Source organism: Acidisphaera sp. S103 (assembly GCF_009765975.1).
GTDB lineage: Bacteria > Pseudomonadota > Alphaproteobacteria > Acetobacterales > Acetobacteraceae > Rhodopila.
In genome coordinates this window covers 1-11,827 of sequence record NZ_LMUJ01000072.1, presented here as the reverse complement: position 1 = coordinate 11,827, position 11,827 = coordinate 1, and the positions used below count along the sequence as shown (strand labels likewise).

General features: G+C 61.9%; 11 protein-coding genes and 3 pseudogenes. 11 read left to right on the top strand and 3 right to left on the bottom strand.

The features are described 5' to 3' along the window. From GSQ89_RS38690 to GSQ89_RS25210, 3 genes and pseudogenes are all read left to right on the top strand, one after another. Nucleotides 1-355 (top strand): annotated as a pseudogene (locus tag GSQ89_RS38690) (LLM class flavin-dependent oxidoreductase); the annotation flags it as partial. A gap of 75 nt (nt 356-430) precedes the next feature. Then, complete coding sequence (locus GSQ89_RS38685; RefSeq protein WP_216856379.1) at nt 431-601, top strand: hypothetical protein; 171 nt, start codon at nt 431-433, stop codon at nt 599-601. A 54-nt stretch (nt 602-655) separates the two neighbouring features. Next, on the top strand, nt 656-1,990 hold the full coding sequence (locus tag GSQ89_RS25210) for an LLM class flavin-dependent oxidoreductase (RefSeq protein WP_216856378.1): 1,335 nt from the start codon (nt 656-658) through the stop codon (nt 1,988-1,990). 44 nt (nt 1,991-2,034) lie between these two features. Here GSQ89_RS25210 and GSQ89_RS25205 read toward each other — a convergent pair whose 3' ends face one another. Both GSQ89_RS25205 and GSQ89_RS25200 read right to left on the bottom strand, forming a co-directional pair. Next, nucleotides 2,035-3,621: an ABC transporter substrate-binding protein gene (locus GSQ89_RS25205; RefSeq protein ID WP_158930447.1), complete on the bottom strand. Its 1,587-nt coding sequence runs from the start codon at nt 3,619-3,621 to the stop codon at nt 2,035-2,037. Next, the gene (locus tag GSQ89_RS25200) at nt 3,618-4,775 is read right to left on the bottom strand and encodes an LLM class flavin-dependent oxidoreductase (protein ID WP_254073364.1); all 1,158 of its coding nucleotides are present in this window, start codon (nt 4,773-4,775) and stop codon (nt 3,618-3,620) included. Before GSQ89_RS25200 ends, GSQ89_RS25205 begins: the two co-directional genes overlap by 4 nt. 704 nt (nt 4,776-5,479) lie before the next feature. On the opposite strand from GSQ89_RS25200, the pseudogene GSQ89_RS25195 reads away from it, so the two are divergent. The 8 genes and pseudogenes from GSQ89_RS25195 to GSQ89_RS25165 form a co-directional block, all read left to right on the top strand. After that, nucleotides 5,480-5,926 (top strand): annotated as a pseudogene (locus GSQ89_RS25195) (CmcJ/NvfI family oxidoreductase); the annotation flags it as partial. 115 nt (nt 5,927-6,041) lie between these two features. Beyond that, nucleotides 6,042-6,182, top strand: coding sequence for a hypothetical protein (locus tag GSQ89_RS40250; protein WP_371734290.1), 141 nt, complete (start codon nt 6,042-6,044; stop codon nt 6,180-6,182). 4 nt (nt 6,183-6,186) lie between these two features. Further along, a complete protein-coding gene (locus GSQ89_RS25190) occupies nt 6,187-7,014 on the top strand; it encodes a TauD/TfdA family dioxygenase (RefSeq protein WP_158930443.1) in 828 nt (275 codons plus the stop codon). Beyond that, nucleotides 7,014-7,808, top strand: a complete 795-nt coding sequence (locus GSQ89_RS25185) for a class I SAM-dependent methyltransferase (protein WP_158930441.1) — start codon at nt 7,014-7,016, stop codon at nt 7,806-7,808. The genes GSQ89_RS25190 and GSQ89_RS25185 overlap by 1 nt, the downstream gene beginning before the upstream one ends. Nucleotides 7,809-7,893: 85 nt before the next feature. Beyond that, the gene (locus GSQ89_RS25180; RefSeq protein WP_254073363.1) at nt 7,894-8,655 is read left to right on the top strand and encodes an ABC transporter ATP-binding protein; all 762 of its coding nucleotides are present in this window, start codon (nt 7,894-7,896) and stop codon (nt 8,653-8,655) included. Continuing rightward, entirely contained in the window at nt 8,652-9,704 is a 1,053-nt protein-coding gene (locus GSQ89_RS25175) for an ABC transporter substrate-binding protein (protein ID WP_158930437.1), read from the top strand. The genes GSQ89_RS25180 and GSQ89_RS25175 overlap by 4 nt, the downstream gene beginning before the upstream one ends. After that, nucleotides 9,704-10,489 carry an ABC transporter permease gene (locus GSQ89_RS25170; RefSeq protein WP_158930435.1) on the top strand — a complete coding sequence of 262 codons (786 nt, stop codon included), beginning with the start codon at nt 9,704-9,706 and terminating at the stop codon, nt 10,487-10,489. Before GSQ89_RS25175 ends, GSQ89_RS25170 begins: the two co-directional genes overlap by 1 nt. Beyond that, nucleotides 10,486-11,235 carry an ABC transporter permease gene (locus GSQ89_RS25165; protein ID WP_158930433.1) on the top strand — a complete coding sequence of 250 codons (750 nt, stop codon included), beginning with the start codon at nt 10,486-10,488 and terminating at the stop codon, nt 11,233-11,235. The genes GSQ89_RS25170 and GSQ89_RS25165 overlap by 4 nt, the downstream gene beginning before the upstream one ends. Nucleotides 11,236-11,307: 72 nt before the next feature. Here the strand turns inward: GSQ89_RS25165 and GSQ89_RS25160 are convergent. After that, nucleotides 11,308-11,460, bottom strand: a pseudogene (locus tag GSQ89_RS25160) (DDE-type integrase/transposase/recombinase); the annotation flags it as partial. Between the last annotated feature and the right edge of the window lie 367 nt (nt 11,461-11,827).

Here is an 11,827-nt window from a genome sequence, read left to right as displayed (position 1 = left end):
CGGATTCTATGCCGATGTGAAAGGGCGGATGGCGAAATACGGACGCTCGCCGGACGATCTGAAGATCATGCCCGGCGTGTTTCCGGTGGTGGGGCGGACGGAGACCGAAGCACAGGAAAAATTCGAAGCGCTGCAATCGCAGATCGATCCGGTCGTCGGCCTGGGCCTGCTGGCGAACCATTCCGGTGGCTTCGATTTTTCGCGATTCCCGTTGGATGGCCCGGTGCCGGACCTGCCGGAAACCGATGGCGGCAAAAGCCGGCGCGTTCTGCTGATAGACCTCGCGAAGCGGGAGAATCTGACCATCCGACAATTGTATCTGCGCATCGCCGGTGCCCGCGGACATTGGCAATAGGTCGGCACGCCGCAGCAGATCGCCGACCAACTGGAAGAACGTTTCGTCAATTACGGTGCCGATGGATTCAACATCATGCCCCCGACGCTGCCGGACGGCCTGGTGGATTTTGTCGAACTGGTCGTGCCCGAGCTGCGGCGGCGCGGACTGTTTCGGCACGAATACGAGGGAACCACGTTGCGCGAGCATCTCGGCCTGAAACGCCCGGCCGGTCGCCTCGCCACTCACGCCGCGGCGGCCGAATAGCATGCCCAAGGAGATCCGCCTGAACGCGTTCCACATGAACGCACCGAGCCACACATGGGGGGGCTGTGGGCGCATCCGAACGATGCCTCCGTCCGGCATGACACGCCGGAATACTGGACCCAATTGGCGAAAACGGCGGAGCGCGGGTTGCTCGACGCCATTTTCCTGGCCGACGTGATCGGGGTCTACGATGTCTATGGCAACAGCCCCGATACCGCCATCCGTACGGCTGCCCAGGCGCCTACACTCGATCCGTTCCCGGTGGTGCCGCTGATGGCCGCCGTGACCGAACATATCGGTTTCGGCGTCACCGTCACGCTGACCTATGAGAGGCCCTACTTGCTCGCCCGCCGCTTCTCCACGCTGGACCACCTGACCCGGGGCCGTATGGCCTGGAACATCGTCACTGGGATCCTGGACAGTGGCGCCAAGGGTGCGGGGCAGGGCGGGCTGACGGACCACGATCAGCGTTACGTTGCCGCCGAGGAGTTCTTGGACGTCGTCTATGCGTTGTGGGAAGGAAGCTGGGCCGACGACGCGCTTGTGCGCGACCGCCAGACGCGGACGTATACCCGGCCCGACCGGGTACGGCGGATATCGCATCATGGCGCGCATTACGATCTGGATGCGATCCATCTGGTGCATCCCTCCCCGCAGCGGACGCCGTTCCTGTTCCAGGCCGGTGCTTCGGCCGCCGGGCGCGGGTTCGCCGGCGGTCATGCCGAAGCGGTGTTCATCAACGGCCATACCAAGCGGCTGGCAGCCGAGACGGTGCGGGATATACGCCGCCATGCCGTGGAAAAAGGGCGGCGGTCGGACGACGTCAAGATCTTCCTCGGCGCGACCATTATCGTTGCGCCGACGGACGCCGAGGCCAACGACAAACACGCTGAATACCAACGCTGGGTGGACGATCGGGGATCGCTGGCGCTGCTGTCCGGCTGGTCCGGCATCGATCTGTCTCGTTACGATCCGGACGAACCGATCCAGCATGTCGAAGGCAATGCCATGCGATCGCTGATCGAATCGATCACCATCCGCAGCCCCGACCGTCGCTGGACCGTGCGCGACCTGGTGAGCTTCGGCCAGGTCGGTGGACGCGGGGCTTTCATCGTCGGTTCCCCCGCGACCGTCGCAGACGAACTCCAGGCCTGGGTAGAGGAGGCGGATATCGACGGGTTCAATTTGACCCGGGTCGTGGTGCCGGAGAGCCTGGAGGCCGTCGTTGATTTTCTGGTGCCCGAACTGCAATCGCGTGGCGCGTTCAAGACGCAGTATGCGCCAGGTCCGTTGCGCCAGAAGATCTTTGGTCATCCAAGGCTTCCCGCGCGGCATCCCGCGGCCAGTTACCGCCTCGGCGATGCGCCGGAGGCTCGGGCGGCGGAATAACGTATGATAGGACCCGTCGCAGGTTGCAGTCGGCCTGACCGATGTCACGCGTGTCGAACGTTCAGGGGCAGGACGATGCCGCGCCGGACATCGGTCAGGCCGCGCCGGTATGCGGTTTCGCCGAGATATTGGCCGAGCGGGATGTAAGGCAGGTCCTGGAAGAACTGTTCCTGCATCGCAACACCGATCTTTTTCTGTGCATCCAGATCGGGGGCATCGAACCAGGATTCGCGCAGCGCCTCCAATCGCGGTGCCGAGGGCCAGCCAAACCACGCATCCTTGCCGTTGCCGCGTAGCAGGATGTTGCCGGCCGGTGTCGCGAACTCACTGGCGCTGAACAATGCGATCAGCACGCTCCATCCGCCCTGGTCGATGGGTTTCTTATTGCCCCGCCGCTGCAGCATCGTGCCCCAATCGGACGTGGCGTCGGTCACGCGGAATCCCAGTTTCTTCAGCAGGTCCACACCGACGGACATCAGGGCATCCTGGTTCGGCACATCGGTCGCGTGCAGGGCCACCACGGGCGCACCGGCATGGCCTGAGGCCTGCAAGGCGGCCTTGGCGGCGTCCAGGTCGCGAGGCGAGGTCAGAGCCTGCATGCCGGCGCTGGACGCCAGCGGCGATCCGAGGGGGAAGCATCCGACCTTGTCGCGCCATTGGCTGGGATCGTCACCAGCAACGGCGATCATGAAGTCGGACTGCTGGACCGCCTTCAAGACGGCCCGCCGCGCCGCCGGGTCGTCGAACGGCGGCTGCAGGTGATTGAACCGCAGGCTGGCATAGCCGCCGTTCTTGTCCGGCTGGTCGAGCACCACGTCGGGCGTCTTTGCCAGCAGCGGCCGCAGGTCTGGTGCCACGGCTTCCCACCAATCGACCTCGCCGTTCTGTAAGGCTGCAGCCGAGGTGGCGGTGTCCGTGATGACCTTCCACTCCTGCCGTTCGAACCAGGCAATCTTCGGTCCCGCCGTCAGGCTTGGGATACCGACCGGGGTCGGGATGTAGTTGTCGAATTTCCGATAGACGACCTGTGCGCCCGATATCCGCTCCGCCGCGACAAAACGATAGGGTCCCGATCCGACAACCTCGGTCAGCGGGGTCGCCGGGTCGATCGCGGCGAACCGTTCCGGGTAGATGAAGCACGGATACGACCAGGGCTTTGCCAACGCGTCCAACAGCGGACCGAATGGCCGGCTGAGACGAAGCTGGAAGCGCCGGTCGTCGAGCACCTGGATATCGTCCAGGCGCTGTGCGAGGATCTGGCCATGCGTATCGTGCGGCAGCCAGCGGCGGATGGACGCGACAGCGTCATGCGCCCGTATCGGTTCTCCGTCGTGGAACGTGGTCCCTTCGCGCAGGGTGAAAGTCCAGCGTCGGCCGTCATCTTCCACCACGTGACCGGCAGCCAATTGCGGCGACGGGACGAAATGCGCATCGAGCCCGTACAGCGTGTCCCAACACATATGGCCGTGATTGCGGGTCGGATAGGCCGTCGTGGTCAGCGGATCCAGGATGGTGACGTCCGCCTGCGGAATAAAACGCAATGTGTGGATATCCGCCGCTCGCGCCCCGAACCGGCCTGCGACGGACAGGGAGGCGGCGGCGGTGAGGAGTGTGCGGCGGTTGGGCTTCATGCGATCCCGTCCGGAAGCCGCAAACCAGCTTGCGCCATCAGCGGCAGGATTCGGCTGCCGAAAAATGTGAGATCCGGCTGGAAGTCGAAGAAAGTGAGTTGGACACCATCGATTCCTGCCGCTCGCAGCCGAAGCAGATAGTCGACAATGCGCTCGGGACCGCCGATCAACTGGATATTGCCGCCCAGAACCCGCTGCTCCCGCCGATGCCCCAGCCAGGCCTGGCTGTCGCTGGCTCGACCGACGAAGCCGTCGACGGCGCCAACGTCCTCGGCTGCGAGGATAGCACACAGGTACGTGTTGGCTTCCTGATCGGTGTCGCGGCTGACGATCATCGGGTTGATGATGGTGCGGATCGACCGGCCCTCGGCCGCCGCGGCTTTGCGCAAAGCTGCGACATGATCCGGCAAGGCGTCCAGCGCGGCTTCGATCTCGGCCCCCGCCGGGCTGGTGATGAAAACCAGATCGGAATGTTTGGCGGCATAGCCGAAACCGGCCGCCGAACCGGTGGCGCTGACCAGGATAGGCCGGCCATAAAGCGGCTTTGGCGTCACGAAAGCGTCCCGCAACGTCCAGTGCGGGCTTTCGTGTGTCAGGTTTTCGTCCTCGGCCCAAAGGCGTTTCAGGACGGTGATGAATTCATCCGCCATGGCATAACGCGTATCGTGCTCGATACGGTCCATGCCGAACATGACCGGCTCTTTCAGAGCGTTGCCGGTCACCAGGTTGATGCCCCAGCGGCCAGCGGAGATATGGTCGAGCGTCGCGCCAAATTTCGCCAGATGCAGCGGATGCCAGGGGCCATACAGGACGTGGACAGTCGAGATCAGCAGGATGCGAGTTGTGATCGCGCTGAGTGCGCTGACCGCGATGAAGGGGTCGAGGGAGGTCTCGCGGTAGCGCTGCTCTCCGCCATGGCCGCCTTTGCCGAGCCATTGGGCCAGGCCGAAGACGAGGTCGAAGCCCAGCGCTTCCGCCTGGCGCGTCAGCTCGGCGTTGTAGTCGAACGTCCACGTTGTGCCGCGTGGCAGCAGCGATGGGCTCCATCCGCCATTCTGGATAGGCAAAAACAGACCGAGCAGCATGGGTTGCCGCAGGACGCGTGAAAGCGGGCTATTGGCGAAATCAGTGGGCGCAAGACCTTGCACTGGCATAGGGATGGACATCCTCTCCGGCAGGAAGTCAGCGTATATCACTTTTTATATACATCAGAGGGTGGCTATATAGTATGGCATTGCACTATCGCCTTGGTCCTTGATTTTTTAATCGAGGGACGGCTGCAGCCGGACGTAGCAATTGGTCCACCAGTCGACACACTTCCTCCATCGAAGACCATATGGTCTGATCCATCTCAGCGGCGCCCACAAAACACGACTTATTTTCGTGTATTATAACGTATAACGACCATAGGGATCAATTCAAATGAGAGGCTCGGCGGGTGAGCCTGACCTTCCGGACCTGACCATAGATCCCACGGAATGGGTTACATTTTCTTCAACAGCGAGTAACGGATGGGTTCGACGGTACGCGCTTTGGTGGGATTAGCGGAGCGCCTCAATGAGCGCGCTTTTGTGACGACGAGCGGCAATCTGGGGGCAGGTATAAATAAACCATCGAGTTTGCCTCTTTATTCAACCTGTAGATATCGTATAACATGATTGACTCACGTGACATAGACGTGTGATCGTCGCCACGACGGCTTGAGTGGCTTGCGGAGTGAGAGATGAAGCGATCGGCAATCGGCATTTCGCGGCATCATTCGCCCGCCGCTCTGACGCAGGAGGACCAGACATGAGCGCGACCACTGCCGAATTGAACTACATTGTCCCGACGCAGGAGCGTCAACGCAGCTTTACCTATGATCCGGGTGCCGGTGTATGACTTGCGGGAGGAAGATGATGCATTCACCCTGGATGGTGAAGGCTTCGCGGTGGTCGAGCGTCGGTCCGCCGTCACCGATTTCCAGGATGAGGCGCAGATCCGGGGCACATACTACGCGGAAGCGGAACATCTTCTGAAGGATGTGACGGGCGCCGGCCAAGTGTTCATTTTTGACCACACGTTGCGTCGCCGTGTCCCCGGCCGGCAGGATTATGGCAATGGCCCGTGCCAGCCCGCGACCCGCGTGTACGTGGATCACACGGCCAAATCGGGTCCGAAGCGGGTGCGCGATCTTCCGCCGGATGAAGCCGATGAACTACTGAAAGGTCGCGTCCAGGTCATCAACCCGTGGCGTCCGATCAACCATCGGGACTACGACGCACCGTTCGCGGTGGCCGAAGCCTCGTCGGTGCGCCATGAGGAACTGATTCCGTCCGACCTGGTCTATCCCAAATCGTGCGGGAGAAACCTACAACGTCGCGTTCAGCCCCGAACATCGCTGGCACTACATCAAGGAACAGCGGCCGGACGAGGTAATCTTGATCAAGTGCTACGACTCACGTTCGGATGTCGCTCGCTTTGCCCCGCATACCGCGTTCCTGGTGCCTGATGCGCCAGCCGGTTCGCCAAAGCGGGAAAGCATCGAACTACGCACCCTTGTTTTTTTCCATAAGGAATAAACCGATGAGCTATGCCACCATCCAAGTGAAGCCGGTAACCCCGCGTCTGGGCGCCGAGATTTCCGACATCGACCTGTCCGCCGCGCTGACCAACCAGCAGGTCGAAGATTTGCATACCGCGCTGGCGGAGCACCAGGTCCTGTTCTTCCGTGACCAGAAGATCAACCTGGACCAGCAGAAAGTCCTTGGCCGCCATTTCGGGGACCTGCACATTCATCCGAATACGCCGGGTCCCGAGGGGCATCCCGAGATCCTGCCGATCCATGCCGATGCGGATTCCAAGCGTGCGAACGGGGAAAACTGGCACTCCGACGTATCGTGCGACGTGGAGCCGCCGTTGGGCAGCATTCTTTATCTGCACACCGTTCCGCCGACCGGCGGCGATACGATTTTCGCCAGTCAATCCGCTGCGTACGACGCGCTGACGCCGGCATATAAGAGTTTTCTGGATGGCTTGACCGCCACCCATTCGGGCGACCGGTCGTATCGGCGGACCAATCGCCTGCTGGGCATCGATGACCGTAACAAGGTCTTTCCGCAGGCAGTCCATCCGGTCGTCCGCACCCATCCGGTGACGAAACGGAAAGGGCTGTTCGTCAACGAAAACTTCACCACGCACATTAACGAATTGTCGGCGGAAGAAAGCCGGTCGGTGCTGGACTTCCTGTACGCGCATAGCACGAAGCCGGCGTTCCAGGTGCGCTTCAGCTGGCGGCCGGACTCCATTGCGTTTTGGGACAACCGAGCGGTGCAGCATATCGCGATGTGGGACTACTTCCCGCAGACCCGTTCGGGCTACAGGGTTACGATCAAGGGAGATCGGCCCTACTGATGTCGGACGTTTTGTTTCCGGGACGGTTTCGCGAGCTCGCAAATTTCTACACGACGGGGCGGCCAACCTATCCACGGTTGCTCGCCCGCCGTGTGGCCGATCTCGTCGGGTTGAACGGATCGCAGACGGTCCTGGATCTAGGAACGGGTCCGGGGTTTCTGGCTATCGATTTCCATCCGTTTGCCGGCAAGGTCATCGGGGTCGATCCCGAACCGGAAATGCTGAACGCGGCACGCCGGAACGCCGCGAAGGCGGGGGCGAACATCAAATTCGTCTCGGGCAGTTCCGGCGACCTGGGTCCCCAGTTCGGCCGTCTGCATCTGGTGACCATCGGCCGGGCGTTCCACTGGATGGATCGGCCACGCACGTTGGAAACACTGGATGCATTGGTCGAGCCAACCGGCGGGGTCGCCTTGTTTCAGGAGTCGTTCCCGCCCGTCCCCGCCAATGACTGGCATCCGTCCTTTCAAGCGATCCTGGACCATTACGGTGCCGGCGACCCCGCTCGGATTCGCACCCACGACAACAAGGACCACAAAACAGTGCTGCTGGACTCAGCCTTTAGCCACTTGGAACGCATCGCTGTCCTGGAACGCCGTCTCACCAGTATCGAACATCTGGTCGATCGTTCTCTGTCCTATGCCCGAGCATGGGAAGGCCGGCCGGGCTCGCGCCTGAAGGACATGGCGCTGGAGGTGCGTGACGCCCTTCAACCATACGCAACGAATGGCCAGGTGCCAGAGGTGCTGGAAGGCACGGCGTTGATCGCTGTTCGACCAGCGGCGGTCGGCTGACATGGCGGGGCAGGGGCATCTTCAGATTGACAGCGTATCCAAGGCGTTTCGCGTCAATGGCGCACCGTTGAATGTTCTCGACTCCGTGGATTTGTCAGTTGCACCGGGTGAATTTCTGACGATCGTCGGGGCGAGCGGCTGCGGTAAGTCGACGCTGCTGAGGCTGATCGCCGGCCTCGACACGGAATTCGCGGGTAATGTGGTCCTGGATGGCAAGCGGGTGATCGAACCAAGCCTTGACCGCGGATTGGTGTTTCAGGAACCTCGCTTGTTTCCCTGGCTGACGGTCGCGCAAAACGTCGCGCTCGGTTTGCTGAACGCCGGCCTGAGCAAAGCCCAGAAAAGCCGTTCTGTGGCCGAACACATCGCCCTGGTGGGGTTGACCGGGTTCCAAGATGCCTACCCGCACCTACTTTCCGGCGGCATGGCGCAACGCGCCGCGATCGCCCGCGGATTGGTGAACCGGCCCGGCGTGCTGCTGCTGGACGAACCGTTTGGCTCCTTGGATGCCCTGACGCGTGCCCGGTTGCAGGACGAACTGCAACGCATCTGGGCGGCCGAGGGAATTACCATGCTTCTGGTCACCCACGACGTGGAGGAAGCCGTGTATCTCGGCGACCGCGTTGTCGTCATGGCCCCAGGACCAGGCCGCATTGCCGCCACGTTCGACGTTCCCCAACCACGCCCACGTGATCGTGCCAACCCAGCACTGGCCCGATTGCAAGACCGCGTGATGGCGGCCCTGGTGTCCACGACATCGGAACAATCACCAGCACCTCATGCCGCGTCGCGACCCGCTTTGGCGGCGCGGGCGTTCCTACCCGAACAAGGATTCCGCCCGATATGATCTACCGCCGCACAGTGCTCGCCGGCCTCGCGGCAACGACGGTCGCTCGAGCCGACGAACCCATCACCATCCGTTTCGGGTTCGCCAATGTCGGGGTCGACAACCGTCAGTTTTCCGGCGGTAACTTCATTGCCACTGCACATGCAGACCATTACATTGATAACGAACTGAAAGACCGGCCCGGAGTAAAGATCGAGTACTCCTTCTTCAAGGGTGCCGGCCCGGCGGTGAACGAAGCTTTCGCCAACGGGCAGCTCGACTTCGCCTCGCACGGCGATCTGCCGGAGATCATTGGCCGGGCCAACGGCCTGAAGACCCGTCATGTGCTCGCTGGCGGGGCCCATGCACCGCTGTATCTGGCCGTCCCGCCCAATTCGGATATTCACACCATCAAGGACCTGAAAGGTCGCAAGGTGGCGTTGTTCCGTGGCACCAACAACCATCTTGCGGCGGTGAAAGTGCTGGCGGCAAACGGCATGACGGAACGGGATTTCCAGGGCATCAACATGGATGAAGCGTCGGCCAACGCCGCGCTCGCCACCCGCAACATCGATGCGGCATTCGGCAATTACGGTCTTCTGTTGCTGGTCGATCAGGGGCTGGCAAAAATCGCCTACACCACAAAAGGCGGGAGCCCGGCATTCGAACGGCAGTCTACGCTGGTGGCATCCGAACGTTTCGTGACCGATCACCCTGATCTGGTGCAGCGCGTGATCACCGGCGCCGTCAAGGCAGCCTATTGGTCTTCGCAGGAACAAAATCGTGACGCTTTGTTCGATATCTGGGTCCGCTCCGGCCGTCCGGCATCGGTATATCGAGCCGACTTCGCCGGCCAGACGTTGAAATACCGCAACACGCCGCTGATCGACGACTATCTGATCGAGGCCTATCGGCAACAGGCCAAGCAAGCCAGGGAATACGGTCTGATCCGGCGCGATGTCAGCGTGGATGGCTGGTTCGAGCCACGATTCCTCAACGTCGCGCTCAAGCAACTCAACCTGGAACATTTCTGGACCCGTTACGCCGCCGACGGAAAGCCTGAAACCTGATGCGCGTTGCCAAGATCTCTGCACGGGCCTGGCTACCTATTCCCCCAGCAATCATCGCCCCGCTGTTTCCGATCGTTCTACTGGCGTTGTGGTCCGTCAGCGCGCGTTTCGGTTGGCTACCTCCGCAAATCCTGCCGTCGCCCGGGGAGGTCTGGGCGGCCCTGCTGGACATGGCACACAGCGGCGATCTGGCGGGGAATGCCGGTATCAGCCTGTTACGTGTTGTCGAGGGCTTTGCCGCAGGCAGTGTGCTAGGGCTGTTGCTGGGCGTTGCGATGGGGCTGTCGCCAAAAACGGAAGACTACGTCAAACCTTTGTTCACCGCCTTCGCCCAGGTGCCGACACTGGGTTGGATTCCGTTTCTGATGCTGCTCGTGGGTATCGGTGAACCCCTGAAAGTCCTCGTCATAGCCAAGGCCGCTTTCGTTCCGGTTACGTTGAACACACTGGCTGGAATCCGAGCGGTGCCGCCAATGTATCGAGAGGTGGGGGCGTTGTTTCGTTTCAGCCGTTGGCAATTGCTGCGCAAGGTGGTGCTGCCGGCGGCTGTCCCGCCGATTTTTACCGGCCTGCGCTATGGCCTGACGCACGCCTGGAACGCGCTCGTTGCGGTCGAACTGCTGGCCTCGGCGGAGGGGCTTGGCTACTTGCTCGTCTGGGGCCGTCAGATGTTCTGGCTGGATACGATGATGGCTGCGATGCTGATCATCGGGATCGTCGGCTTCACCCTCGACCGCATCATGGCCGCCGTCGAAGCCAGGCTACAGCGCTGGCGCCTCGCATGACGCGTCATCTGCGTGGCGCGGTCCTGCCAATGCTCCTGCTCGCCACTTGGGAAGCCGCCAGTCGAGCGCATCTGGTTGATCCACGTCTCGTGCCATCACCTGAGCTTGTGGCCTACACGGCGTTCGATCAGGTGGTGCATGAAGGCCTGTTGCGCAACCTGGCAGCCAGCCTTCTACGCGACGTCGCCGGCTTCACGCTCGGATCGTCGCTTGGTGTAATGATCGGCACCGTGCTCGGATTATCCCGCATCGCCGACCGCCTGTTCATGCCCAGTTTCAACGGTCTGCGCCAGATCGCCATCCTGGCCTGGATTCCGCTGATCTCCATCTGGTTCGGCGAAGGTGAGGCTGCGAAGGTTGTCTTCATCATGGCCGCCGCTTTGATTCCGGTGGTGCTGAACACGCATGAAGGCATGTGTGGCGCATCGGCGAAATTGGTGGACGTCGCGCGCACGTTGACCTTTACGCGGTGGCAACTCGTAACGAAACTATATCTGCCATCGGCACTGCCGTCTATCGCAACCGGCGTGCATCTCGCCCTGATCTATGCCTGGGTCGCCAGTATCGGGTCGGAATACTTCATGACCGTCGGCCCCGGCATCGGTGGGTTGATCATCGCCGGCCGCGAGCGCTTCCAGATGGACCTCGTCATCCTCGGTATCCTGATTCTGGGGCTGGTAGGCTTCCTGATCAATCGTGGCGCCTCGGCGGTCGAGGCGCGCCTGTTGCGTTGGCGGGACACGTGATCTTGTACTGGAGCACGCGTCGCGGCGCTGATCGGCCTACGCGGCTTCGTGCGGCAGTTGGCTCTGTTGTGTTCCTGTGCTTGTCGACGCTCGATAGAGGTAGGCCCACTTGTCGCGGACTTTAATGTAGGTATCGTCGACGCGCCAACTGGTCGAGCGCGGCCCGCGCCATTGCCAGCGCAGCCGTTTCGCGATCTCTGGAGCATACCTCTGAACCCAGCGATAGGTTGGGTGAACGATCCCCGCGACGTGACAACGCTGGCAGTTGCCTCCGCTGAACGTGCCACGTCGCTTGATCCCCTTGATGCGCGCGCCCTGGCGATCGCCGGTCATGTTAAAAGCTATCTGATCCGCGACGTCCGTAGCGCTTTAGCCAAGCCGGCTTGGCCAGCGAGGTGCCGGCAGAACGGTGGCAGCGGGACGTCATGCGGCAACGCTAATTGGGGGCTTCCACCCCATCAGAACCATTCGGCCGGCGTCTTCTTACCCTTGAGGGCGGTGGTCAATCGATGGCCGCCTGATCCACCGGCAGGCTGACTTCGTGAATGCGGGCCACGAAATGCAGTGCAACGATCAACAACGACGCAACCAC

What these genes read in the sequence shown, in the direction of transcription:
- GSQ89_RS25200 (WP_254073364.1), bottom strand. Translation starts at nt 4,775, where the DNA reads ATGCCAGTGCAAGGTCTTGCGCCCACTGATTTCGCCAATAGCCCGCTT.
- GSQ89_RS25190 (WP_158930443.1), top strand. Translation starts at nt 6,187, where the DNA reads ATGAGCTATGCCACCATCCAAGTGAAGCCGGTAACCCCGCGTCTGGGC.
- GSQ89_RS25175 (WP_158930437.1), top strand. Translation starts at nt 8,652, where the DNA reads ATGATCTACCGCCGCACAGTGCTCGCCGGCCTCGCGGCAACGACGGTC.
- GSQ89_RS25165 (WP_158930433.1), top strand. Translation starts at nt 10,486, where the DNA reads ATGACGCGTCATCTGCGTGGCGCGGTCCTGCCAATGCTCCTGCTCGCC.
- GSQ89_RS38685 (WP_216856379.1), top strand. Translation starts at nt 431, where the DNA reads ATGCCCCCGACGCTGCCGGACGGCCTGGTGGATTTTGTCGAACTGGTC.
- GSQ89_RS25205 (WP_158930447.1), bottom strand. Translation starts at nt 3,621, where the DNA reads ATGAAGCCCAACCGCCGCACACTCCTCACCGCCGCCGCCTCCCTGTCC.
- GSQ89_RS25210 (WP_216856378.1), top strand. Translation starts at nt 656, where the DNA reads ATGGGGGGGCTGTGGGCGCATCCGAACGATGCCTCCGTCCGGCATGAC.
- GSQ89_RS25185 (WP_158930441.1), top strand. Translation starts at nt 7,014, where the DNA reads ATGTCGGACGTTTTGTTTCCGGGACGGTTTCGCGAGCTCGCAAATTTC.
- GSQ89_RS25170 (WP_158930435.1), top strand. Translation starts at nt 9,704, where the DNA reads ATGCGCGTTGCCAAGATCTCTGCACGGGCCTGGCTACCTATTCCCCCA.